This is a genomic window from Herbiconiux sp. VKM Ac-2851 (genome assembly GCF_013205105.1).
GTDB lineage: Bacteria > Actinomycetota > Actinomycetes > Actinomycetales > Microbacteriaceae > Herbiconiux > Herbiconiux flava.
Map to the genome: position 1 here is coordinate 884,465 of NZ_JABMLJ010000003.1, position 24,794 is coordinate 909,258.

Sequence of the window (24,794 nt, forward strand, 5' to 3'; positions counted from 1 at the left end):
CTAAAATCGGACGAATCGTGGCCAAGCACTCCCTGAACGACGATCGCCCGAGAGTCACCCGCTCTCCCGGCGCCGTCGAGCGAACCCCGGTCGCGCCGCAGAAGCCTGCGCGCCGCACGGGTCGCGCGGCGCTGCAGCTGCTCGGGCTCGCGGCCGTCACCGCCTGCGCCTTCGTCTCCGTCGTCGCCCCGAACGTGGGGGTCTCCTCGGCGACCGCCTCGTTCTCGGGCGAGTTCGACGAGGGCGCCGTGGGCGTGCAGAACCTCGAGGTCTCGGCCTCGGCGGCCACCGCCTTGATCCGCGACGGGTACACGGTCAAAGACCCGCCGCCCCCGCCGCCGCCGGTCATCGTGGCCGCACCGGCGCCCGTCGAGAAGTCGGCGAGCTCCGACAGCGGCTGCCCCGACCCGAACGCGGCGGTCGCCGATCCCGCCACCGCGCAGGCGGTCGCCCTCGACCTCGCCGCCGCCCGCGGCTGGACCGGGGCTCAGTACGACGCGCTGCTCGCCCTCTGGAGCCGCGAGTCGGGCTGGCGCGTCAACGCGCTGAACGCCTCGAGCTGCGCCTACGGCATCCCGCAGGCGCTGCCCGGCTCGAAGATGGCCTCGGCCGGCGCCGACTGGCTCACCAACCCGGCCACCCAGATCACCTGGGGCCTGAACTACATCCAGGGCCGCTACGGCGACCCGGCATCCGCCCTCGCCCACTCCGACGCGAACCACTGGTACTGATCCCATGACGCTTCGCCAGACCTCCCCGAACCCCGTCGTCCGCGCCGGGCTGAAGACGCTCGCCTTCGGCGTCGCCGCGTCATTCGTGCTGCTCTTCGCGGTGAACGCGCACTCGGCCGAGGCGCAGCCCACCGGCACCTTCGGGCCCGAGGTGAGCACCGCATCCGTCGCCGGTCAGACGCTCACCGCGAGCGGCGAGTCGAGCGCGATCTCCCGCGACGGCTACACGGTCACCGATCCGCCCGCCCCCGAGCCCGTGCCGGTTCCCGCCGTGGTGGCCGCGCCGGCTCCCAAGGACGACGACGAGGACGACGACGCAGGTGCCGCCGCCGCCCCCGCCGCCTCGGCCGGCTGCGAGGCCAACGTCGTGCCCACTCCGGGTCCGCCCGCTCCGGGCTCCCTGCAGGACATCGCCTACCAGGCCGTCATCGGCTACGGCTGGGGCGAGCAGAACTACTACTACCTGCTGGCGCTCTGGAACCGCGAGTCGGGCTGGAACCCTGCGGCCCACAACGCGTCCTCGGGCGCCCACGGAATCCCGCAGGCGCTGCCGGGCTCGAAGATGGGGCCGGGCTGGGAGAGCGACCCGAACGTGCAGATCGACTGGGGGCTGCGCTACATCGCGGGCACCTACGGCACGCCGTGCGAGGCCTGGGCATCGTCGGAGGACCGCGGCTGGTACTGATCGGCTGACGCCGCGACCGTCGTCGCCGGCGGTGATCGGGGCGCGGGCCCGGTTTCACTAGGCTGTCGCCATGCGACCTGAGATCATCGGTGTGATCTGCCTGATCATCGTCGTCGGGGTCTCGGTGCTGTCGCCGAAGCTGCGGCTCGCGACGCCCATCCTCCTCGTCGTGATCGGGCTCGGCATCTCGGTCATCCCGGGGGTGCCGCCGGTGCACGTGCCCTCGGAGTGGATCCTCGCGGGGGTGCTGCCGCCGCTGCTGTACTCCTCGGCGATCAACCTGCCGCTGGTCGACTTCCGCAAGAACCTCGGCTCGATCTCGGTGCTGTCGGTGCTGCTCGTCATCGTCAGCGCGGTGGTCACAGGGTTCCTGCTGTTCCTGATGCTGCCCGACCTGAACCTCGCCGGGGCCATCGCCCTCGGGGCGGTGATCAGCCCGACGGATGCGGTGGCCGCCACGTCCATCGGCAAGAAGCTCGGTCTCCCGCCCCGCCTGATCGCGGTGCTCGAGGGCGAGAGCCTCGTGAACGACGCCAGCGCGCTGGTGCTGCTGCGTACCGCCACGGCCGCCTCGGCCGGGACCATCGCACTCGGCGGCTTCGGGGGAGTGGCCGCCGACTTCGCCTACTCCTCGGTCGTCGCGATCGGTGTCGGTCTCGTGGTCGGGGTGCTCACGGTCTGGGTCCGGTCGCGGCTGAACGACTCCGTGCTCACCACGGCCGTGTCGTTCGTCATCCCGTTCCTGGCGTACATCCCCGCCGAGGCGATCGGCGCCTCCGGGGTGCTGAGCGTGGTCGTCGCCGGTCTCTACACGGGGCACATGGGGGCGAAGCACTTCAGCGCCTCGGTGCGGATCAGCGAGCGGCTGAACTGGCGCACGATCCAGTTCCTGCTCGAGAACGGCGTGTTCCTCCTGATGGGGCTCGAGCTGAAGGACATCGTGGTCGACGCCGTCGGCCGCGACCCGCAGTCGCAGAACCTGAACGCGTGGGAGGCGATCGCCCTCGGCATCGGGGCGGCCCTCGTGCTCTTCGTCATCCGGTTCGCCTTCGTCGGGCCGCTGCTCGCCTACCAGCGGGCGAGAGCCCGCCGCCGCGACCCGTCGGGGCCCGAGGCCACGGAGGCCACGGGCTGGAAGGGCGGTCTGGTTCTCAGCTGGGCCGGGATGCGCGGCGTCGTCACCGTGGCCGCCGCCCAGTCGCTTCCCGAGGACACGGCCTACCGCAGCCAGCTGATCCTGATCGCCTTCACCGTCTCGATCGTGACGCTGCTGCTGCAGGGCGGCACCCTGCCGTGGCTGATCCGGGTGCTGAAGCTGCGCGGGGTCGACGAGGCGGCCGACCACGCCGAGTTCGCGACCCTCGTCGACGAGCTGCGCACGGCCGGCCTGCAGGTGCTGGAGGCGCCCGAGCTGAGCCTGCCGACGGGCGAGCCGGTCGACGAGAGCGTGGTCGACCGGGTGCGCAGCGACGCCGAGCTCCGCAGCGAGTCGGCGTGGGAGCGCGCCCACACCGCGGCGGTCGGCGGCGAGGCGGGAGAGTCGGCGCCGCACGAGCAGTACCGGGTGCTGCGCATGGAGGTGCTCCGGGCCGAGCGGGCCGCGCTGCTGGAGGCGCGGGGCCGCGGCGAGTTCGCCTCGCGCATCCTGGTGCGGGCGCAGCTCATGCTCGACCAGGAGGAGTCGCGGCTGCTGCAGTCCGACGGCGAGGGGCACTGAGCGACCCGGCCCCGCCCGGGACTTCGTAGACTGGGGTCATGCCCCGCAGCAACCGCCCCCGCCGCAGCGCGGGCGGAGCCGGAGACGAAGACGAGCCGGGCCTCGACCGCCTGCTGGCCGGCTGGAAGCGCACCGAGACCCGCCGGGGCATCTCCTGGACCGTGCAGCCCGTCTCGGCCGCCTCCGCGGTCAAGGCCTACGCGTGCCCCGGATGCTCGGTGCCCATCGCCCCCGGAACGGCCCACCTCGTGACCTGGCGCGCCGACGGGGTGATGGGCGACGCCAGCGACCTGGCGGCCCGCCGGCACTGGCACACCCACTGCTGGAGAATCGGAGCCTGACCCTGTGACGACCCACGAGATCCGCTCGTCGACCGAGCTGCCCGCCCGCCGGGAGGACATCGAGCTGCACACCGACGACGGGCTCACCCTCGTCGGCGAGCTCGCGACGCCGCTCTCGGGCGACCCGGTCGCCACCCTCGTCACCCTGCACCCGCTGCCCACGCACGGCGGGTTCATGGACTCGCACATCCTCCGCAAGGCCGCCAACAGGCTGCCGGCGCTGGCCGACATCGCGGTGCTCCGCTTCAACCTGCGCGGCGTGAGCTCGCCGCGGGGCACCAGCGAGGGCGCCTTCGACGAGGGCGAGGGGGAGCGGCACGACGTGGCGGCGGCGATGCGCTTCGTCGAGGAGCAGGGGCTGCCGCATCCGTGGCTCGTCGGCTGGTCGTTCGGCACCGAGCTGGCCCTGCGCTACGGGGCGCAGTACCCGATCGACGGTGCCATCCTGCTCTCGCCGCCGCTGCACCGCGCGTCGGCCGAGGAGGTCGCCGCCTGGGAGGGCAACGGCAAACGGCTGGTGGCCCTGGTGCCGGAGCTCGACGACTTCCTTCGTCCGGCGGAGGCCCGGGTACGGTTCGCGAGCGTGCCGAGCCTCGAGTTCGTCGAGGTCGAGGGCGGCAAGCACCTCTGGGTGGGGGAGCAGCAGACCCGCCGCGTGCTCGATGAGATCGTGGCGCGGGTCAACGCCGCCGCGTACCCGCTGCCGACGACGTACGAGGGTTAGCCGCGCATCCGCTCGCCCCGACGATTCGTCAGCGCTCGTTCTGTATCGGGATGACGACCTGCTTGATGATGAGCAGGATGCTCGCCGCGATCGGGATGGCGATCAGGGCGCCGAGCACCCCGAGCAGAGTGCCGCCCGCGAGCGCGGCGATCACGACGATCGAGCCCGGCACCGAGACGGCCCGGTTCATGATCTTGGGGCTCAGCAGGTAGGCCTCGACCTGCATGTAGACGATGTAGTAGATCGCGGCGACCAGCGCCGTCAGGGGCGAGCCGAGGCCCGGGATGAGGCAGACCAGCACGATGATGACCGAGCCCGAGAGTGTTCCGACGAGTGGCACCAGGGAGAGGGCGCCGGCGAGGAACGCGAGGACGGCCGAGAACGGCGCGTCGATGATGTTGAGGAAGATGAAACTGAGCACGCCGTTGGTGAGCGCGAGCGTGATCTGCCCCACGACGTAGCGGCCGACCGCCCCGGTGACCTGTTCGCCGAGATCGGCGAAGCGCTCGCGCTTGGTGGCCGGCACCAGGCGGTAGACCGCGCGCTTCATGGTGTTCAGCGAGGCGGTGAAGTAGAGGGTGAGGATGAGCACGATGATCGCGCCGAAGGCCCCGCTGGCGATGCCGATGCCCACCTGCAGTGCACCACCGGCCAGCGCCGTGACGTTGCCGGCGTCGCGGAAGTAGTCGAGGATCGCGTTGTAGACCTCGTTGACGTCGACGAAGCCACCGAGGTTCTTCGTGGCCTGGTCGCGCCACTGCTGGTCGAGCACCTGGTTCAGCAGGGTGGGCATCAACTCGATCAGCTGCGAGATCTGGTCGACGATGATCGGCACGACCGCGAACACCAGGCCGGTGAAGACGCCGAGCACCGCCACCAGCACGGTCAGGATGGCGAGCCACCGGGGCCAGTGGTTGCGCTCCAGCCAGGTGATGATCGGGTCGAGGCCGAGGGCGATGAACAGGGCGACGCCGATGTAGGTGAGGATCGTGGCGAGCGAGACGACCGCGCCCAGGATGCCGATGCCGACACCCACGCCCAGCGTCGCGACGAGGCCGAGCGTGAAGGCGTTCTGAATCTTCACAGGTGCTCCCTCGAAGGTGGTGTCGGCGACGTGTGGCAATCCTACTTGTCGCCTGAACGCCGCCTGTGCGCCGGGCGGCAGGGGATCGGCTATCTTTTAATGTCTTTGTCAGGAGTCTTCCGTGCGCTTTATCTTCGCCATCTTCGCCTTCATCATCGCGACCGCGCTGATCGGCGTCGGCGTCGCGCAGCGAACCGTGTTCCTGCCGCCGTCCACGGTCGCCTCGACCGTCGCCGTGGCCGACCCCACGCCGTACCTCATGATCGACTCGTCGGCGCTGCTCGCCCACCAGGGCCGCCAGACGCTCGCCCTCACCGGGAGCGACACGGTGTTCGCCGCCTACGGCCGCACCTCCGACGTCCAGGCGTGGCTCGACGGCTCGGCCTACACAGCCGTCGGCCTCGACGTCGACACCGACGAGATCACGGCGACCCCCGTCGAGGCGAACCCCGACGCGGCCGACAACGTGGCCGCCGGCTCGGCGAATCCGGCCGGCAGCGACCTGTGGCTCGAGGAGTTCACCTCCGACGACGCCATGTACCGCACGCTCAGCCTGCCCGCCGGCTACTCGGTGATCGTCGCCTCCGACGGCACGCAGCCCGCGCCCTCGCAGGTGCGCATCTCCTGGCCCATCCCGAACGCCACCCCGTGGGTCGGTCCGCTGCTGGTCGCCGGCGTGGTGTTCCTGTTCGCCGGGCTCGTGCTGCTCGTGCTCGGCCTCCTGCACATGCGCCGCTCGCAGCGCCCCCGCCGGAAGCCGCCCGCACTGCCCAAGGGCAAGCGCTTCTCGCCGTCCCGCACGAACTCCATCGAGTCGGGCATGAAGCGCGGCCGGCGCTCGATCGCGCCGCTGATCGCCCTGCCCGTCGCTCTCGCGAGCGTCGTGGCCCTCGGCGGCTGCTCCAGCGACTACTGGCCGCAGGCGGCCCCGGCCACTTCGACGGATACCGCGACGACCGCGGCGACCCCCGACCCGACGGCGACCCCCGGCGCCGACGGGGCGCTCCCGGCCGACGACGTCGACGACGATTCGCCGACCCCCGCGGTCACCGAGGCGCAGCTCGAGGCGATCGTGGCCGACATCTCCACCGTGGCCGCCGAGGGCGACGCGGCGTCGAGCACCGACGCGCTGTCCACCCGCTTCGAGGGCCCCGCGCTCGACCTGCGCGGGGCGACCTACGCCATCCGGGCCGGCTACCCCGAGTACCCGGCGCCGCAGGCCATCCCGGCCGGCCCGCTGCAGGTCGTGCTGCCGCAGGCGAGCAGCACCTGGCCGAAGACGGTCTTCACCGTCGTTCAGGCCGAGGACACCTCGGTGCCGCCCGTGGCTCTGATGCTCGTGCAGGAGACGCCCCGCGCGAACTACAAGGTCTACTACGAGATCTCGCTGGAGCCCGACACCAGCCTGCCGCCCGTGGCGGCGGCGAGCGTCGGCACCACGCGCCTCGCGCCCGAGACGAAGCTGCTCACGCTCACGCCCGACCAGCTGAAGACGGCCTACGCCGACATCCTGCTGAACGGCGACGCCAGCCAGTACATCGGCGACGTCGACCCCGAGGGCGACACGCTGCGCACGCAGGTCGGCGCCCAGTTCAAGGCCGATCAGAAGGCCGGCTTCTCGACCACCGCCTCGATGGAGTTCGCCTCCGTCGAGGCCCCTGGTCAAGACATCGCGCTGGCGACGAGCGGCTCCGGCGGCCTCGTCGCGGTCAATCTCCGCGAGTCGCAGACCGTGAAGCCGGTCGAGTCGGGTGCCACGGTCAGCCCCACGGGCGCGGTCAAGGCGCTCTCGGGCGTGACCGAGTCGGCCAAGGGCACCGAGGCCGTCTACGACTACCAGCTGCTGTTCTTCATCCCGCCGTCGGGTGACACCAGTCAAGCCGAGCTCCTCGGATTCACGCAGGGGCTCATCCAAGCCAAGGAGCTGCCGTGAGCATGATCCCGCCCTCCGCCGCGAGCCTGCGCGGAGCCGTCGACCTGTCCTCGCTCGTCAACCGCCCTCAGCCGGGCGCCTCGGCGCCGGGCGCGGGGGTCGCGGCGGGCGGAGCATCCGGAGCCCCTGCCGGCGCTGCCGGTGCCGCCGGTGCCCTCGTGCAGGAGGCGACCGACGCCACCTTCACCCAGTTCATCGAGCTGTCGAACCAGGTGCCGGTGATCGTCGATCTCAAGGCCGACTGGGCCGAGGCGAGCGTCGAGCTCACCGCGCTGCTCACCCGTATCGTCACCGAGTACGCCGGGCGGCTCGTGCTCGTCGGCATCGACGCGCAGAACAACCCGCAGCTCGCGCAGGCGTTCCAGGCCCAGTCGGTGCCCACGGTCGCCGCGCTGGTCGGCGGGCGGCCCGTGCAGCTGTTCCAGGGCTCGTACCCCGAGGAGGAGGTGCGCGCGGTGATCGAGCAGGTTCTGCAGCTCGCCGCCCAGAACGGGGTCACGGGCACGATCGACGTCGGCCCCGTCGATCCCGATGCGGTCGCCGAGCCCGTCGAGGAGCCGCTGCCGCCGCACCACGCCGAGGCCTACGACGCCATCGCGCGCGGCGACTACGCTGAGGCGATCCGGGAGTACCAGACCGCCATCGCGCAGAACCCGCGTGACGCCCTCGCGGTCGCCGGGCTCGCGCAGGTGAAGCTGCTGGAGCGGCTGCAGGACAAGTCGCTCGACGAGATCCGCTCGGCGGCCGCCGCCGCGCCCGACGACCTCGCCGCGCAGATGCTCGTGGCCGACCTCGACGTCTCGGGCGGGCACATCGACGACGCCTTCGACCGCCTGCTGACGCTCTTCCCGGCTCAGGACGCCGACGGCAAGAACACCGTGCGCACGCGCCTCCTGGAGCTCTTCGAGGTCGTCGGCAACGACGACCCGCGCGTCGCGGCGGCCCGCCGCCGCCTCACGATGCTGCTCTACTGACTCCACCCCGGTCCATCCGTCGAAAAACGCCCTCTCAGGTCATCGAGAGGGCGTTTTTCGACGGATCGATCCGGCGTCAGTCGCGGTGGGGCTTGAGGAAGAGCGCCGCGAGCGGCGGCAGCGTGAGTTCGACCGAGGCCGGGCGGCCCGACCAGGGCACGTACTCGGCCTCGACGGCGCCGTAGTTGCCGACGCCCGATCCGCCGTATTCGACGGCGTCGGTGTTGACGAGCTCGTCCCAGCGCCCGCCGAAGGGCAGGCCGACGCGGTACGGGCCCACAGGGGCGCCCGAGAAGTTCATCAGCACCGCGATCGGGTTGCCCTCGCTGTCCCAGCGGAGGAACGAGACGAGGTTCTGCGACGACGATCCGCCGTCGATCCACTCGAAGCCCGCGGGCTCGTTGTCGAGCGCCCAGAGGGCCGGGTTCTCGCGGTACACCCGGTTGAGGTGCCCGACGAGCGAGAGCAGCTGCTGGTGCACCGGCTGGTCGAGGATCCACCAGTCGAGCCCGCGCTCCTCGCTCCACTCGCTCGGCTGCCCGAACTCCTGGCCCATGAACAGCAGCTGCTTGCCCGGGTGCGCCCACATGAAGCCGAGGTACGCCCGCAGGTTCGCCAGCTTCTGCCAGTGGTCGCCCGGCATCTTGTTCAGCAGCGAGCCCTTGCCGTGCACGACCTCGTCGTGCGAGATCGGCAGCATGAAGTTCTCGCTGAAGGCGTAGATGAACGAGAAGGTGATCTCGCCGTGGTGGTACATGCGGTACATCGGGTCTTCGGCGATGTAGGCGAGGGTGTCGTGCATCCACCCCATGTTCCACTTCATGCCGAAACCGAGCCCCCCGCGGCTGGTGGCGTGGGTGACGCCGGGCCACGAGGTCGACTCCTCGGCGATCATCACGATGCCGGGGTACTTGCGGTAGGCGGTGGCGTTCACCTCCTGCAGCAGGCTGATGGCCTCGAGGTTCTCGCGCCCGCCGTACTGGTTCGGCAGCCACTCGCCCTCCTTGCGGGAGTAGTCGAGGTAGAGCATGCTCGCCACCGCGTCGACCCGCAGGCCGTCGATGTGGAACTCCTCGAGCCAGTACAGCGCGTTCGCGACGAGGAAGTTGCGCACCTTGCTGTTGCCGAAGTCGAACACTAGCGTGCCCCAGTCGGGCTGCTCGCCGCGGCGTGGGTCGGAGTGCTCGTAGAGCGCCTCGCCGTCGAAGCGGGCGAGCGCCCACTCGTCCTTGGGGAAGTGCCCGGGCACCCAGTCCATCAGCACGCCGAAGCCCGCCTGGTGCAGCCGGTCGATCAGGTAGCGCAGGTCGTCGGGCGAGCCGAAGCGCGAGGTGGGCGCGTAGTAGCCGGTCACCTGGTAGCCCCAGCTGCCGCCGAACGGATGCTCGGCCAGCGGCATGAACTCCACGTGCGTGAACCCGGTGTGCTCCAGGTAGGGGATGAGCTCGTCGGCGAGGGTGCGGTAGTCGAGCCCCGGCTTCCAGGAGCCGAGGTGCATCTCGTAGACGCTCATCGGGTTGACGTGGGGGTCGGTCGAGGCGCGGGTGGTCATCCACTCGTCGTCCTGCCAGGTGTACGAGCTCTCGCCGATCACCGAGGCGGTCAGCGGAGGGACCTCGGTGGCACGCGCCATCGGGTCGGCGCGCTGCACCCACTGGCCGTACTGGGTCAGGATCTCCCACTTGTAGTTGGAGCCGGCGCCGATGCCCGGGATGAACAGCTCCCAGACGCCCGTGCCGCCGAGGCTGCGCATCGCGTGGCGCGTGCCGTCCCAGCCGTTGAAGTCGCCGATGACGCGCACGGCCTTGGCGTGCGGCGCCCAGACGGCGAAGGCGGTGCCCTCGGTGTCGGCGTCGACGCCGCGCTTGGTCTCGATGCGCGTGCCGAGCACCTCCCAGAGCTTCTCGTGCCGGCCCTCGCCGATCAGGTGCAGGTCGAGTTCGCCGAGCGTGGGGGAGTAGCGGTAGGGGTCGTCGGCCGTCCAGACCGAGCCGTCGTCGTAGCGGGCCTCGATCTCGTAGTCATTGAGGCCCGTGAGCGTGAAGCCCTGCCAGATGCCGCCCCAGAGGTGGGTGAGCGAGGCGCGGGCGCCGTTCGAGAGCACGGCGCTGACCTCGGTGGCGAAGGGGCGCAGGGTGCGGATGACCGTGATCGGGTCGGAGACGCCCGCCGCGTTCACGAGGTGCTGGCCGAGCACCTCGTGGGGGTTGTAGAACGAGCCGCTCGCCACCTTGGCGAGCACCTCGTCGGAGAGCTCGGGGAGGGTGAGGGCCGTGGTGCCGTCGGGGGTGGTCATCAGGAGGCTCCGCCTTCGCTGGGTCGGGTGACGTGGAAGATGTGCGCCGGGCGGCTGAACGCGTCGAGCCGCACGTAGTCGTGCTCCGACCACTCCCAGCTGTCGCCGGTGAGCAGGTCGGTGACGCCGAAGGTCGAGCCGGCTGGCAGGCCGAGCTCGGCGAGGTCGAGGTGCACGGTCGTCTCGCGCACCGAGTGCGGGTCGAGGTTGACGACGACCAGGATGGTGTCGGCGACGCCGTCGGGGGTGAACTCGGCGTCGAGGTGCTTGGAGTAGACCACGATCGCGTCGTCGTCGCTGCCGTGCACCCGCAGGTTGCGCAGCTGACCGAGGGCCGGGTGCTCGCGGCGGATGGCATTCAGGCGAGTGATCTCCTGCGCGATCGAGAGGCCGCTCGCCTCGGCCGCGGCGTAGTCGCGCGCCTTGTACTCGTACTTCTCGTTGTCGAGGTTCTCCTCGGCGCCGGGGCGGGCCACGTTCTCGATCAGCTCGTAGCCCGAGTAGACGCCCCAGAGCGGGGCGCCGGTGGCCGCGAGCACCGCACGGATCAGGTAGGCCGGGCGGCCCCCGAACTGCAGGTACTCGGTGAGGATGTCGGGGGTGTTCACGAACAGGTTCGGCCGCATGAAGTCGGCGGTCTCCTGCGAGATGGAGGTGAAGAACTCCTCGATCTCGGTGCGCGTGTTGCGCCAGGTGAAGTAGCTGTACGACTGCTGGAATCCCACCTTCGCGAGGCCCTGCATCGGTGCCGGCCGGGTGAAGGCCTCGGCGAGGAAGACGACCTCGGGGTGCGTCGTGTTCACCTCGTGGATGATCCACTCCCAGAAGTCCAGCGGCTTCGTGTGCGGGTTGTCGACCCGGAAGATCTTCACGCCCAGGGCGATCCAGTGCTCCAGGATGCGCAGCGCCTCGGCCCGGATGCCCGCCGGGTCGTTGTCGAAGTTGATCGGGTAGATGTCCTGGTACTTCTTCGGCGGGTTCTCGGCGTAGGCGATCGTGCCGTCGGGCAGGGTCGTGAACCACTCAGGATGCTCGGCCACCCACGGGTGGTCGGGCGACGCCTGGAGCGCGAAGTCCAGCGCCAGCTCGAGCCCGTTGGCCGCGACCTCGGCGGCGAAGTGCTCGAAGTCGCTCTGGGTGCCGAGGTCGGGATGCACGGTGTCGTGACCGCCGGCCGCACCGCCGATCGCCCAGGGGGAGCCCGGGTCGCCCGGCTGGGGGTCGAGGGTGTTGTTGCGGCCCTTGCGGAAGGCCTCGCCGATCGGGTGGATGGGCGGCAGGTAGAGCACGTCGAAGCCCATGGCGGCCACCTCGGGCAGGCGCGCCTCCGCACTCCGGAAGGTGCCGCTCGTCCAGCTGCCGTCGGCGGCCTGCTCGGCGCCGATCGACCGCGGGAAGAACTCGTACCAGGCGCCGGCCCCCGCGAGCGTGCGCTCGACCTTGAGGGGCTGCCAGTCGGAATGGGTGACGAGGCTCTCGGCGGGGCGGGCTCGCAGAGCATCCGTCACCCGCGTGCCGAAGGCCGCACCGAGCCGCTCGGCCGGAGGCCCCGCCGTCTCACCGAGCTGCGCCGAGATCTCGGCGAACATCGTGCGCTCCTCGGCCGGGCGGTGCTCCTCGGTGGAGAGGCGGTGGAACAGCTGCGCGCCGATGGCGAACATCAGCTCGACGTCGATGCCGGCCGCGATCTTGACGCTCGCGTTGTGCTCCCAGGTGGCGTAGTCGTCGCTGTAGCCGCGGATGCGGAAGCGCCAGGCGCCGGGGCTCGTGACCTGGGCGAGGCCGCGCCACTCGTCGTCCCAGCTGTGGGTGCGGGTGAGCGGGCGGTCGATCACGGTGCCGTCGGGGGCCTCGAGCTCGAGGTGCGCGCCGACGGCGTCGTGGCCCTCGCGGAAGACGGTGGCGCCGAACGGGATGACCTCGCCGACGTAGCCCTTCGCGGTGAAGCGGCCGCCGTCGACCGAGGGGAAGACGTTGAGGATGGGGATGCGGCCGACCGCGGGGCGGAAGGCCTCGGCGGACGGGGCTGCCGCTGCCGGAGTCGCGGCGGCCGGTGCTGCCGGTGCTGCCGGCTCTGCGACGGCGGGCGCCGCCGGTGGCGCCTCGGCCTTCGTGCGGGCTTTGGAGGCGGGGGTCGTTGCGGGACGTTTCCGAGTAGCTGCCACATGTCAGACCCTACCGAGAAAGGGAGGGCCTGCAACGGCCTGTTCACGCCGACGTCGCCCCTCGGCCCTATGCTTGCCGGGATCGAGGACCCATCGTTCGAAGGAGGGCGTCGCGTGAGAGCGATCCGCAGGTTCACCGTCCGTTCCGTACTGCCCGAGGCCCTGTCGGCGCTCGGCGAACTCGCCGCGAACCTGCGCTGGGCCTGGCATCAGCCGACGCAGCAGATCTTCGCCCACATCTCGCCCGACGACTGGCGCTCGACGCAGGGCGACCCGGTGGCGCTGCTCGGTGCGGTGCGGCCCGAGCGGCTCGAGCAGCTCGCGCAGGATCAGGGCTTCGTGGCGTGGGCGAACAGCCTGCGCGACGACCTGAACGCCTACCTCGGCGAGCCCCGCTGGTACCAGGGGCTCGAGGGCCCGCGGCCGCGCTCGATCGGCTACTTCTCACCGGAGTTCGGCATCGCCGCCGCGCTGCCCCAGTATTCGGGCGGCCTCGGCATCCTCGCGGGCGACCATCTCAAGGCCGCGTCCGACCTCGGTGTGCCGATCATCGGCGTCGGGCTGTTCTACCGCTCGGGCTACTTCCGGCAGGCCATCTCCCGTGACGGCTGGCAGGAGGAGAGCTACCCGGTGCTCGACCCCGACGGGCTGCCGCTCTCGGTGCTGCGCCTCGCCGACGGCACCCCCGCGCAGATCGTGCTCGCCCTGCCCGATGACCGGGCCCTCTACGCCCGCATCTGGCAGGCGCAGGTCGGCCGCGTGCGACTCCTCATGCTCGACACCGACATCCCCGACAACGACGACGCCCTCCGCAGCGTGACCGACCGGCTCTACGGCGGCGGCGGCGAGCACCGCCTGCTGCAGGAGCTGCTGCTCGGCATCGGCGGCGTGCGCGCCCTCGAGGTCGTCTCGGAGCTCACCGACCAGCCGATGCCCGAGGTCTACCACACCAACGAGGGGCACGCCGGGTTCCTCGGCCTCGAGCGCATCTCGACCCTGATCGGCAACGGGCTCTCCTTCGACGAGGCCCTGCAGGTCGTGCGCGCGGGCACCGTCTTCACCACGCACACGCCGGTGCCGGCCGGCATCGACCGCTTCGACCGCGGGCTCGTCGAGCGCTACTTCTCCACCGACATGCTGCCCGGGCTCGACGTGCCGTCGGCGCTGTCGCTCGGTGCCGAGGACTACGAGGGCGGTTCGCCCGAGGTGTTCAACATGGCGGTGCTCGGGCTCCGGCTCGGCCAGCGCACGAACGGCGTCTCGGTGCTGCACGGGGCCGTCTCGCGCGGCATGTTCAGCGGCCTCTGGCCGGGCTTCGACCGCGACGACGTGCCGATCACCTCGGTCACGAACGGCGTGCACGCCCCCACCTGGACCGACCCGCTCCTGCAGGAACTCGCGCGCACGAAGCTCGGCACGGGCGACACCACGGTCGCCGACTGGCGCTCCGACGCAGTCACCGACGGCGAGCTCTGGGCGGTGCGCGGCGACATGCGGCGCCAGCTCGTGCACGACGCCCGCCGCCGGGTCACGGAGGCCTGGCGCGAGCAGAACCCCGACTCGATCCCGCCGGCCTGGTTCCAGAACCTGCTCGACCCGTCCGTGCTGACCATCGGCTTCGCCCGGCGCGTGCCGACCTACAAGCGGCTCACGCTGATGCTGCACGACCCCGCGCGGCTGAAGGCGATCCTGCTGAACCCCGAGCGCCCCGTGCAGTTCGTGATCGCGGGCAAGTCGCACCCGGCCGACGACGAGGGCAAACGCCTCATCCAGAAGCTCGTGCAGTTCGCGAGCGACCCCGAGGTGCGCACGCACATCGTCTTCCTGCCGAACTACGACATCGGCATGGCGCAGCTGCTCTACCCGGGCACCGACGTCTGGCTGAACAACCCGCTGCGGCCGCTCGAGGCCTGCGGCACCTCCGGGATGAAGGCGGCGCTGAACGGCGGGCTGAACCTCTCGATCCTCGACGGCTGGTGGAACGAGTACTTCGACGGCGAGAACGGCTGGGCCATCCCCACCGCCGACTCCGCGGGCGACTCGGCCGAGCGCGACGCTCTCGAGGCCGAGGCGCTCTACGACCTGCTCGAGAACCAGGTCGCGCCGCGGTTCTACGACCGTGACGGCGACGGCATCCCGGGGCACTGGATGCAGAGCATCCGGCACACCCTCGCCACGCTCTCGCCCGAGCTGAGCGCCGAGCGCATGGTGCGCGAGTACGTCACGCGCCTGTACATCCCGGCGGCCGAGGCCGAGCGCGTGATGACCGCCGACGACCACTCGGAGGCCCGCGCGCTCGCCGCGTGGAAGGAGCGCGTGCGCGCCGCCTGGCCGGACGTCTCCGTCGTGCACGTCGAGTCGGGCGGGCTCGACGACACCCCGCAGGTCGGCGACGAGCTGCACGTGCGGGCGCACGTCCAGCTGGGCGGGCTCGCGCCGTCCGACGTGGCGGTCGAGGTCGTCTACGGGCACGCGGTGCACGGCGACGAACTCGCCGAGACGCACGCGGTCGAGCTGGCGGCGGCGCCCGCCTCGAGCGACTCGTCGGAGCTGGTCTACGCGGGCACGGTGCAGCTCGGCCGCGCCGGCTCGTTCGGCTACACCGTGCGCATCGTGCCGAAGAACGCCGATCTGGCCTCGCCGGCCGAGCTGGGCCTGATCGCGGTCGCCCACTAACGCCAGCGCTCGGGCCTCGGGTCATGCCGTCTCGGGGTCAGGCGAACGCGGTCGGGGCGGGTGTCCTCGTCGAGTGGCCCGCCCGGCGGGCCGAGGCATAGGCGGCGGGGAGGGCGGCGACGAGAGCGTCGACCTCTTCGGCCGTCGTGCCGTGGCCGAGGGTGAAACGGAGGGCGCCGCGGGCCTCGTTCGAGGGGATGCCCATCGCGAGCAGCACGTGCGAGATCTCGGGCACACCCGCCTGGCAGGCCGAGCCGGTCGAGACCGAGAAGCCCGCCAGGTCGAGCAGGAACAGCAGCGAGTCGCCGTCGCAGCCGGGGAAGGTCAGGTGGGCGTTGCCAGGGAGGCGGCCCTCCGGCGAGGGGTCGCCGCGCAGCACGGCCTCCGGCACGGCCGACCGGATGCCCGCCACGAGCCGGTCCCGCAGCGCCGCTAGCTCGGCCACGAACGAAGGCTTCGGGAACGGACGCGTCGAGGTGGCCGCCGCCGCGAAGGCCACCGCGCCCGCCACGTCCTGGGTGCCCGAGCGCACGCGCTGCTGGCTGCCGCCGTGGATGAGCGGCTCCACCTCCCACGCCCGCGCCAGCACCAGCGCCCCGACTCCCACCGGCCCGCCGATCTTGTGCGCCGAGACGCTGAGCGCGGCCGCCCCCACCGCATCGAACGCGACCGGCAGGTACCCGTAGGCCGCCACGGCGTCGACGTGCACGGGCACCCCGGATGCCCGGGCCACCGCCACGAGCGCCGCGACGTCGTTGATCGTGCCCACCTCGTTGTTCGCCCAGAGGAGGCTGACGAGGGCCACGTCGTCGCCGTACCTCTGCAGCGCCGACGACAGCACCGACGGCTGGAGGCGGCCGAGCGCATCCACCGGCATCGTCACGACCTCGGCCCCCTCGTGCGACGCCAGCCACTCGACCGCGTCGACCGTGGCGTGGTGCTCCCCGCCCGGCACGAGCACGACGCGGCGCGGCGCGCGCTTCCAGAACAGCCCCTTCACGCCGAGGTTGATCGACTCGGTGCCGCCCGAGGTGAGGATGACCTCGACGGGCTCGGCCCCGAGCGAGGCCGCGATCGCCTCGCGCGCCTCCTCGAGCATCCGCTTCGCCTGCTGGCCCTGGCTGTGGATGGACGAGGGATTGCCCACGACGCCGAGCGCGTCGACGTAGGCCGCGCGGGCTGTGGGGAGCATCGGCGTGGTGGCGGCGTGGTCGAGATAGACAGGCATGATGAGGGGATTTCAGTGGGTGAACCGGCTGCAACTACTCTAAGTCGCATGACTGCGGCCGACCCCCTCGCCCGGCTGGGCGTTCGCCAGACCTCGCACGGCGGAGAGCTGAGGGTCTGGTCGTCGACGGCGACGAGCATCGACCTGCTGCTCTACGACCGCAAAGACCCGAACTGGGTCTACAAGACGGTGCCGCTCGAGCGCGACGACGCGTCGAACGTCTGGAGCGCGCGCACCCGGAGCCTCGCCCCCGGCCGCCGCTACACGCTGCGCGTGAACGGCCTCGAGGGTTCGCAGAACGCCTTCGACCCGAGCCTCGCCCTGATCGACCCCTACGCCCGCGGGCTCGTGCGCGCCGGCCGGGAGCAGTGGCGGAGCGTCGTGGTCGACGAGGAGTTCGACTGGCACGGCGTCACCAAGCCGAACACCCCGCTCGACCACACCGTCATCTACGAGGCGCACGTGAAGGGGCTCTCGAAGCTCAACCCGCGCATCCCCGAGCACCTGCGCGGCACCTACGCAGGCCTCGCCCACGACACCTCGATCGGCTATCTGAAGAGCCTCGGCGTCACCGCCGTCGAGCTGCTGCCGGTGCACGCCTTCGTCTCCGAGCAGCGGCTGCAGAAGCAGGGCCTGACGAACTACTGGGGCTACAACACGCTCGGCTTCTTCGCCCCGCACTCGCTCTACGCCTCGCGCGCCGCCCAGGCCGAGGGGCCGGCGGCGGTGCTGCGCGAGTTCAAGGGCATGGTCAAGCTGCTGCACGAGGCGGGGCTCGAGGTCATCCTCGACGTGGTCTACAACCACACCGCCGAAGAGGGGCGGATGGGCCCGACCACCAGCTTCCGCGGCATAGACAACGCCGGTTACTACCGGCAGACGGCGCGGGGCGACTACGTCGACGTCACGGGCTGCGGCAACTCGATCAACACCGCGACGCCGGCCGTGTCGCGGATGATCCTCGACTCGCTGAAGTACTGGGCGAACGACGTGCAGGTCGACGGGTTCCGCTTCGACCTGGCGGCCACCCTCGGGCGGAACGGCGACCACTACTACGACCACGAGCATCCGCTGATCACCGGCATCGTCAGCGACCCCGAGCTCGCCGACGTGAAGATGATCGCCGAGCCGTGGGACGTCGGCATGGGCGGCTGGCAGACCGGCAACTTCCCGGCGGGCTGGTCGGAATGGAACGACCGCTACCGCGACCGCATGCGCAAGTTCTGGCTGCGCGACATCAAGTCGATCCGCGAGAACGGCAACCCGGGCGACGGGGTCGGGATGCTCGCCACGCGCATCGCCGGATCATCGAACACCTTCGCGCAGGCCAGGGGCCCGCTCGCCTCGGTCGACTTCGTGACGGCCCACGACGGATTCACCCTCGCCGACCTCACGGCCTACAACGTCAAGCACAACGTGGGCAACGGCGAAGCGAACCGCGACGGCAGCGACAACAACATGTCGTACAACCACGGCATCGAGGGGCCCACCACCTCGCGGGCCGTCGAGCAGGCCAGGCGGCGCGCCATGCGCAACCTGATGGGCACGCTGCTGCTCTCGGCCGGCGTGCCGATGATCACAGCGGGCGACGAGTTCGGGCGCAGCCAGAAGGGCAACAACAACGCCTACTGCCACGACAGCGAGCTGACCTGGCTGTCGTGGGACAGGCGCACCTGGCAGAAGGACCTCTGGCGCACCACCCAGCACCTGCTGCGGATGCGGCGGGAGAACCCGGCCCTGCGCCCCGTGCGCTACGGCGTCTTCGGCGAGCGCACGCCGGGGTCGAGCCAGATGGACTGGTACGACGCCGCGGGGGAGTCGATGTCGATCGCCGACTGGAACTCGCCCGAGAACCGCACGCTGCAGTACGTGGCGGCGTCGACGCCGGAGCAGGAGCCGTTCAACCGCATCCTCACCGTGATCCACGGGGTGGAGTCGCCGATCTCGGTGACGCTGCCGGTGCACGAGGGTGTCGTGGGGTACGAGCTGCTCTGGGACTCGTCGAACGAGGTGCTGCCCGCGGGGCATGAGCTGCCGCGCTTCGTGCCGGGCACGTCGGTCGCGGTGGCGGCGGCGTCGCTGCAGCTGTACCGGGCGCTTTCCTCCTGACTGAGAGCGGCTGGCGCGCTTCGCGCGTTGCCGTGTCGCGGCTTCGCTACAGCGCCAGGGTGGTGATCACCGCGAGGTGGTCGGAGGAGCCCGCGCGCAGGGTGGAGTTCGACGTGACGTCCATGCCGCGCGAGAGCACGTGGTCGGGGCGGGTCGCCGGGAAGGCGGCCGGCCAGGTGAAGCCGAAGCCGCCGCCGTTCTGGTTCGGTTCGGCGAGCTGGTCGGTGAGGCCCGCGAGGCTGCGGTCGGAGCTGCCCGCGTTGAAGTCGCCCATCATGATCAGCCGCGCGTTCTCGTCGCGCGGCACGTAGTCGGCGAGGTTCGCGAGCATCTCGTCGCGGGCTTCGTGGTCGGCCGGTCGCGCCGACGCCGCGTGGATGACGTAGAGACTCACCAGCCCAGTCGGCGTCGCCAGGTCGGCCGCGATGCCGCGTTGCCAACCGAGCCCGAGGTCGAGCGCCTGGGCGTTCTCGATCGGGTACTTGCTCCACACGCCCACCGTGCCGATGCCGTAGGAGTGCGGATAGCTCTCGCTCAGCACCGCCTCGACCTCGGCGCGGGCCGTGTCGTCCATCTCCTGCAGCCCGATCACGTCGGCGCCCTGGGCGGCCAGCGCCTGCGCCGATTCGGCGGCGGTGCCCGAGTCGGCCTCGACGTTCTGGCTGGCCACGGTCAGGGTTCCGGATGCTCCGCCCGCGCTCTGCGTCAGCGGTACCAGCGCGGGCACGAACATCACACCCCACACGATCGCGGGGATGAGGGCTGCGGCGACCGCACCCCGGCTGCGCGCGATCAGACCGGCCACGAGGAGCACCGGGATCGCGGCGCCGAACCACGGGAGGGCGGACTCGACGATGAGCGAGAGCCCGAGCATCCGCGGCACGAGCACGTGGGCAGCGAGCAGCAGAGCGAGTGCGAGCGAGGCCAGGCACACCGCGATGGCCAGGGCGGGGCGGCTGCGCCGCCGCCTCGGCGGTGTCGGACGGCCGCTCTGACGCGGCTTCTCGAGCAGTGCTGACATCGGGAACATTCTGCACCGCACGACTGACAATCCTCTCCGTGCTGCGGGTGAATCGCCGGAGGGACCCTGTGCCGTGCCGGTCCCGAGGCGGTGTCGGAGGCCCGCCGTATGCTGGACGGCATGAAGGTTCTCGCAGCAATGAGCGGTGGCGTCGACTCCGCGGTGGCCGCCGCGCGGGCGGTCGAGGCGGGCCATGAGGTGGTCGGCGTGCACCTCGCCCTGAGCCGCATGCCCGGCACCCTGCGCACCGGCAGCCGCGGCTGCTGCACCATCGAAGACTCGATGGATGCGCAGCGGGCGGCGAACAAGATCGGCATCCCCTACTACGTGTGGGACTTCTCCGAGCGCTTCAAGGCCGACGTGGTCGACGACTTCATCGCCGAGTACTCGGCGGGGCGCACCCCCAACCCCTGCATGCGCTGCAACGAGCGCATCAAGTTCGCCGCCCTGCTCGAGAAGGCCCTCGACCTGGGCTTCGACGCGGTCTGCACCGGGCACTACGCCACGGTCACGACCGATGCCGACGGCAACCCCGAGCTGCACCGCGCGGCCGCCTGGGCGAAAGATCAGAGCTACGTGCTGGGCGTGCTCACCACCGAGCAGCTGCGGCACAGCCTGTTCCCGCTCGGGGCGACGCCCTCCAAGGCCGAGGTGCGCGCCGAGGCCGCCGAGCGCGGCTTCTCGGTGGCGAACAAGCCCGACAGCCACGACATCTGCTTCATCCCCGACGGCGACACGAGCGGGTGGCTCGCCGAGCGCGTCGGCACCGCGACGGGTGAGATCGTCGACCGCTCCGGCGCCGTCGTCGGCTCCCACGAGGGCGCACACGCCTTCACGGTCGGTCAGCGCCGCGGGCTCAAGCTCGGCATGCCCGCGCCCGACGGCAAGCCACGGTTCGTGCTGGAGGTGCGGCCCGTCACGAACGAGGTCGTCGTGGGGCCGAAGGAGGCCCTCGCCATCGCCGAGATCGCCGGGGCGCGGTTCACCTGGGCGGGGCTCGCCCCCGTCGACGTCGAGAGCGGCTTCGACTGCCAGGTGCAGATCCGGGCGCACGCCGATCCGGTCGACGCCTGGGCCGTCGTGCGCGACGGCGAGCTCGTCATCACGCCCGTGGAGCCGCTCGTCGGGGTGGCGCCGGGGCAGACCGCGGTGGTCTACGTGGGCACGCGGGTGATGGGGCAGTGCACGATCGACCGCACGGTCGCAGCCGACACGGTCGCGGCGGGCTCGATGGCGGCCGACAGGGTGACGGCTGACACGATGGCGGTCGTCTGATGGCGCGTGCGGCCGGGACAGCAGGCGACGGGGTCGCTGCCGACGAGGCGCTGCCGGAGGAGACGCCCGACAAGCTCGAATCGGCGGCGGTCGAGGTCGAGCGGCTGACCACGCGCATCCTCGAGCTGCGCGATCAGTACTACGAGAAGAACGCCTCGACGGTGTCCGACCAGGAGTACGACGCGCTGGTGCGTCGGCTCGACGAGCTCGAGCGCGAGCATCCGGAGCTCCGCTCGCAGGACAGCCCGACCCAGACCGTCGGCGGCCGCGCCGTCACCACGATGTTCACCCCCGTCACGCACGCCGAGCGCATGCTGAGCCTCGACAACGTGTTCAGCGAGGAGGAGCTCGACGAGTGGGCCGCGAAGGTGCAGCGCGACGCCGGCCGCGGGGTCGTGCGCTTCCTCAGCGAGCTGAAGATCGACGGCCTCGCCATCAACCTGCGCTACGAGAACGGCGTTCTCGTCACGGCCGCCACCCGGGGTGACGGCGTCGTCGGCGAGGACGTGACCGAGAACGTGCTGCAGATCGACTCGATCCCGGCGCGGCTGAAGGGCTCCGGGCATCCGCCGCTCGTCGAGGTGCGGGGCGAGATCTTCTTCCCCGTCGCGTCGTTCGATGAGTTGAACGCAGCCCAGGAGGCCGCGGGCGAGCGCGTCTTCGCCAACCCGCGCAATGCGGCCGCTGGGTCGCTGCGGCAGAAGTCCGAGGGCAAGAACGAGCGCCAGCTGGCCCTCGTGACGGCCCGTCTGCACCGGCTGCGAATGCTCGTGCACGGCATCGGCGCGTGGCCGAACCCGCCCGTGGCCGCCCAGTCCGAGGTGTACGAGCTGCTGGCCGAGTGGGGGCTGCCGACCTCGACCCACTACCGCGTCTTCGACACGATCGGCGAGGTGGCGGAGTTCATCCGTGGCTACGGCATCAACCGCTCGAGCGTCGAGCACCAGATCGACGGCATCGTCGTGAAGGTCGACGACCTCGAGCTGCACGAGGAGCTCGGCGCCACCAGCCGCGCACCGCGCTGGGCCACGGCCTACAAGTACCCGCCCGAAGAGGTGAACACCAAGCTGCTCGACATCGTCGTGAGCGTCGGGCGCACCGGCCGCGCCACGCCGTTCGCCGTGATGGAGAAGGTGGAGGTCGCGGGCTCGGAGGTTCGCCAGGCGACACTGCACAACCAGGACGTGGTGAAGGCCAAGGGCGTGCTGATCGGCGACACGGTGGTGCTGCGCAAGGCGGGCGACGTCATCCCCGAGGTGCTCGGCCCGGTGGTCGAGCTGCGCGACGGCAGCGAGTACGCGTTCGTGATGCCCGAGAACTGCCCCGAGTGCGGCACGAAGCTGGCGCCCGCGAAGGAGGGTGACATCGATCTCCGCTGCCCCAACGCCCGCAGCTGCCCGGCGCAGGTGCGCGGCCGGGTCGAGCACGTCGGATCGCGTGGGGCGCTCGACATCGAGGGCCTCGGCGAGGTGTCGGCGGCGGCGCTGACGCAGCCGAGCGAGCCGGCCGAACCTCCGCTCGAGACCGAGGCGGGGCTGTTCGCGCTGACGATGCGCGACCTGTTCCCCATTCGGGTAATCGTCCGCGACAACGAGACCGGGCTCGAGAAGCTGAACGACGACGGAACACCGAAGCTCGTCACCCCGTTCCGGCGCAAGCGGCGGGTCTCGGGGCGCGACGCCGACCCCGCCTACGATCCCGAGGCGACGGAGTTCTGGGGCGACGCCGGGTCGGTGCCGTCCTCGAACGCGATCGAGCTCCTGGCGAACATCGAGAAGGCCAAGACGAAGCCGCTCTGGCGCATCCTCGTCGCGCTGAGCATCCGGCACGTGGGGCCCGTCGCGGCCCGCGCGCTGGCCGACTACTTCGGCTCGCTCGACGCGATCCGGGCGGCAACCCGCGACGAGCTGGCTGCGGTCGACGGGGTGGGTGGCATCATCGCCGACGCGCTGATCGCCTGGTTCGAGGTGGACTGGCACGTCGAGATCCTCGACCAGTGGGCTTCGGCCGGGGTGCAGTTCGCGACACCAGGGCATCCGGGCCCGGGGGCGAACGTCGGCGCGGGCGGGGTGCTCGAGGGCATCACCGTGGTCGCGACCGGGTCGCTCGAGGGATTCACCCGCGAGGGCGCGCAGGAGGCGATCATCGCGGCCGGCGGCAAGGCGGCCTCGAGCGTCAGCAAGAAGACCGACTTCGTGGCGGCCGGGCCCGGCGCCGGCTCCAAGCTGCCGAAGGCCGAGGCCCTCGGCCTCCGCATCATCGACGCCGCCCAGTTCGCGCTCCTGGTCACGGAGGGCCCGGCGGCGCTCGGCCCGCCGCCGGTTGCCGATCCGGCTGACGCCGACGCGAACGCGGATGGTCCGCTCCCTCCCACCGCGAGCGACGACGCCGCGCCGGCCGCCGCGGAGGCGGAGACGACGCCCACGAAGCCTCGGGCGAAGCGGGCGCCCCGTGCCAAGAAGCCCACCGCACCAGCACCACCGCCCGACGACGAGGCGGCGGTCGACGCGACTGCGGCCGACGGCGACGAGGGGTAGCGGATGCGCGGGCGCGCGGCCGCGGTCGGGGGAGTGATCGCGGCGGCGGCCGGGCTCGGCGCGGCTGCCGTCTGGGCGCGCAGCTCGCCGTGGCCGGCGGTGATGGCCATCCGCGCGGTGTTCGACCGCGACGCCCGCCGCACGGTCGCCGAGCTTGAGCGCCACGCTCCGGCCGGCGCGTTCCGCGAGCTGCGCGACGTGCCCTACGGCCCCGTCGCCGGCCGTCCCGGCGGCACCTTCGACCTCATCGCGTCGGCCGACGGCATCACCGGCTCTCCCGGCCCCGCCGCGCCGGCCGATGTCGCGCCGGCTGACGCCGCACCGGCTGACGCCGCACCGGCCGATGCCGCACCGGCCGATGCCGCGTCGGCTGACGCCGCGTCGGCTGACGCCGCACGGGCTGACGCTGCAGCGGCGCGGCCGGTGGTCGTGTGGATCCACGGCGGCGCCTGGATCTCGGGGAGCAAGGCGCACGTCACCCCCTACCTCCGCCACCTCGCCGCAGCCGGCTACGTCGGCGTCGCCGTCGACTACACGATCGCGCCCGAGGCCGCCTACCCCACCGCGGTGGAGCAACTCGGCGACGCCCTCGCGCACCTCGTCGAGCACGCCGACGAGCTCGGCATCGACCCGCACCGCATCGTGCTCGCCGGCGACTCGGCGGGCGCGCAGCTCGCGAGCCAGCTCACGGCCGCGATCGTGAACCCGGCGTATGCGGCCCGCACGGGCATCCGCCCCGCTCTCGAACCCGGTCAGCTCGCCGGCGTCGTGCTGCACTGCGGCATCTACGACCTCGACGCGATGACGCACCTCACCGGCGTGCTCGAGTGGGGCTTCAAGAGCGCCCTCTGGGCCTACACCGGCAGCCGCGACTGGTCGGCGACCGAGGCGGCCGACTCGATGAGCACGATCCGAGCCGTCACCGGAGCCTTCCCGCCGGCCTTCATCTCGGGCGGCAACGGCGACGGCCTCACCGCGGTGCAGTCCGTGCCCCTGAGCGAGCGGATGCGCGCGGCCGGCGTCCCGGTCACCACGATGTTCTGGCCCGCCGACCACCAGCCCTCCCTGCCCCACGAGTACCAGTTCAAGCTCGACTTCCCCGACGCCCGCCGTGCCCTCGTGGCCACGATCGCCTTCCTCGACGAGGTGACCGGCCGCCCAGGCACCCGACCGCCTGGCAGCCGACCGCCTGGCAGCCGACCGTCTGACCCGCGACCACCCGACGCGCAGGCGCCCGAGCCGTCCGAGCCGCCGGAGCCGCCGGCGCCCCCGGAGCCCGCACCGCCCACCCCGTAGAA

Annotated in this window: 17 protein-coding genes; 12 read left to right on the plus strand and 5 right to left on the minus strand. The window is 71.6% G+C overall.

Annotation, left to right across the window (positions count from 1 at the left end; genetic code table 11):
- Nucleotides 1-17: 17 nt before the first annotated feature.
- From HQQ85_RS20835 to HQQ85_RS17485, 5 genes are all read left to right on the plus strand, one after another.
- Nucleotides 18-731, plus strand: a complete 714-nt coding sequence (locus tag HQQ85_RS20835; RefSeq protein WP_216851776.1) for a lytic transglycosylase domain-containing protein — start codon at nucleotides 18-20, stop codon at nucleotides 729-731.
- A 4-nt stretch (nucleotides 732-735) separates the two neighbouring features.
- Complete coding sequence (locus HQQ85_RS20840; RefSeq protein WP_216851777.1) at nucleotides 736-1,416, plus strand: lytic transglycosylase domain-containing protein; 681 nt, start codon at nucleotides 736-738, stop codon at nucleotides 1,414-1,416.
- A 70-nt stretch (nucleotides 1,417-1,486) separates the two neighbouring features.
- Nucleotides 1,487-3,133: a sodium:proton antiporter gene (locus tag HQQ85_RS17475; protein WP_173183755.1), complete on the plus strand. Its 1,647-nt coding sequence runs from the start codon at nucleotides 1,487-1,489 to the stop codon at nucleotides 3,131-3,133.
- A gap of 38 nt (nucleotides 3,134-3,171) precedes the next feature.
- A complete protein-coding gene (locus HQQ85_RS17480) occupies nucleotides 3,172-3,474 on the plus strand; it encodes a hypothetical protein (RefSeq protein ID WP_173183756.1) in 303 nt (100 codons plus the stop codon).
- A 4-nt stretch (nucleotides 3,475-3,478) separates the two neighbouring features.
- Entirely contained in the window at nucleotides 3,479-4,198 is a 720-nt protein-coding gene (locus tag HQQ85_RS17485) for an alpha/beta fold hydrolase (RefSeq protein WP_173183757.1), read from the plus strand.
- Nucleotides 4,199-4,226: 28 nt separating this feature from the next.
- Here HQQ85_RS17485 and HQQ85_RS17490 read toward each other — a convergent pair whose 3' ends face one another.
- A complete protein-coding gene (locus tag HQQ85_RS17490) occupies nucleotides 4,227-5,282 on the minus strand; it encodes an AI-2E family transporter (protein WP_173183758.1) in 1,056 nt (351 codons plus the stop codon).
- 121 nt (nucleotides 5,283-5,403) lie between these two features.
- Between HQQ85_RS17490 and HQQ85_RS17495 the strand changes: the two genes are divergently transcribed.
- On the plus strand, nucleotides 5,404-7,215 hold the full coding sequence (locus HQQ85_RS17495) for a hypothetical protein (protein WP_173183759.1): 1,812 nt from the start codon (nucleotides 5,404-5,406) through the stop codon (nucleotides 7,213-7,215).
- Nucleotides 7,212-8,189: a tetratricopeptide repeat protein gene (locus tag HQQ85_RS17500; protein WP_173183760.1), complete on the plus strand. Its 978-nt coding sequence runs from the start codon at nucleotides 7,212-7,214 to the stop codon at nucleotides 8,187-8,189. The genes HQQ85_RS17495 and HQQ85_RS17500 overlap by 4 nt, the downstream gene beginning before the upstream one ends.
- 76 nt (nucleotides 8,190-8,265) lie before the next feature.
- On the opposite strand, the gene glgB is transcribed toward HQQ85_RS17500, so the two are convergent.
- Both glgB and HQQ85_RS17510 read right to left on the minus strand, forming a co-directional pair.
- Entirely contained in the window at nucleotides 8,266-10,485 is a 2,220-nt protein-coding gene (gene glgB / locus HQQ85_RS17505; RefSeq protein ID WP_173183761.1) for a 1,4-alpha-glucan branching protein GlgB, read from the minus strand.
- Entirely contained in the window at nucleotides 10,485-12,650 is a 2,166-nt protein-coding gene (locus tag HQQ85_RS17510; RefSeq protein WP_173183762.1) for a maltotransferase domain-containing protein, read from the minus strand. The genes glgB and HQQ85_RS17510 overlap by 1 nt, the downstream gene beginning before the upstream one ends.
- 114 nt (nucleotides 12,651-12,764) lie before the next feature.
- Between HQQ85_RS17510 and glgP the strand changes: the two genes are divergently transcribed.
- The gene (gene glgP, locus HQQ85_RS17515; RefSeq protein WP_173183763.1) at nucleotides 12,765-15,326 is read left to right on the plus strand and encodes an alpha-glucan family phosphorylase; all 2,562 of its coding nucleotides are present in this window, start codon (nucleotides 12,765-12,767) and stop codon (nucleotides 15,324-15,326) included.
- A gap of 37 nt (nucleotides 15,327-15,363) precedes the next feature.
- On the opposite strand, the gene HQQ85_RS17520 is transcribed toward glgP, so the two are convergent.
- Nucleotides 15,364-16,554 (minus strand): cysteine desulfurase family protein, encoded by a 1,191-nt coding sequence (locus tag HQQ85_RS17520; protein WP_173183764.1) that lies wholly within the window; start codon nucleotides 16,552-16,554, stop codon nucleotides 15,364-15,366.
- A gap of 48 nt (nucleotides 16,555-16,602) precedes the next feature.
- Between HQQ85_RS17520 and glgX the strand changes: the two genes are divergently transcribed.
- Nucleotides 16,603-18,663 carry a glycogen debranching protein GlgX gene (glgX, locus tag HQQ85_RS17525; RefSeq protein WP_173183765.1) on the plus strand — a complete coding sequence of 687 codons (2,061 nt, stop codon included), beginning with the start codon at nucleotides 16,603-16,605 and terminating at the stop codon, nucleotides 18,661-18,663.
- A 46-nt stretch (nucleotides 18,664-18,709) separates the two neighbouring features.
- On the opposite strand, the gene HQQ85_RS17530 is transcribed toward glgX, so the two are convergent.
- Nucleotides 18,710-19,684 carry an endonuclease/exonuclease/phosphatase family protein gene (locus tag HQQ85_RS17530; RefSeq protein WP_173183766.1) on the minus strand — a complete coding sequence of 325 codons (975 nt, stop codon included), beginning with the start codon at nucleotides 19,682-19,684 and terminating at the stop codon, nucleotides 18,710-18,712.
- Nucleotides 19,685-19,804: 120 nt separating this feature from the next.
- On the opposite strand from HQQ85_RS17530, the gene mnmA reads away from it, so the two are divergent.
- From mnmA to HQQ85_RS17545, 3 genes are read left to right on the plus strand one after another with little or no spacing between them, the layout of a single operon-like run.
- Nucleotides 19,805-20,959, plus strand: a complete 1,155-nt coding sequence (gene mnmA / locus HQQ85_RS17535) for a tRNA 2-thiouridine(34) synthase MnmA (protein WP_173183767.1) — start codon at nucleotides 19,805-19,807, stop codon at nucleotides 20,957-20,959.
- A complete protein-coding gene (ligA, locus tag HQQ85_RS17540) occupies nucleotides 20,959-23,496 on the plus strand; it encodes an NAD-dependent DNA ligase LigA (protein WP_173183768.1) in 2,538 nt (845 codons plus the stop codon). The genes mnmA and ligA overlap by 1 nt, the downstream gene beginning before the upstream one ends.
- A gap of 3 nt (nucleotides 23,497-23,499) precedes the next feature.
- Nucleotides 23,500-24,792, plus strand: coding sequence for an alpha/beta hydrolase (locus HQQ85_RS17545; protein WP_254069483.1), 1,293 nt, complete (start codon nucleotides 23,500-23,502; stop codon nucleotides 24,790-24,792).
- Nucleotides 24,793-24,794 lie beyond the last annotated feature (2 nt).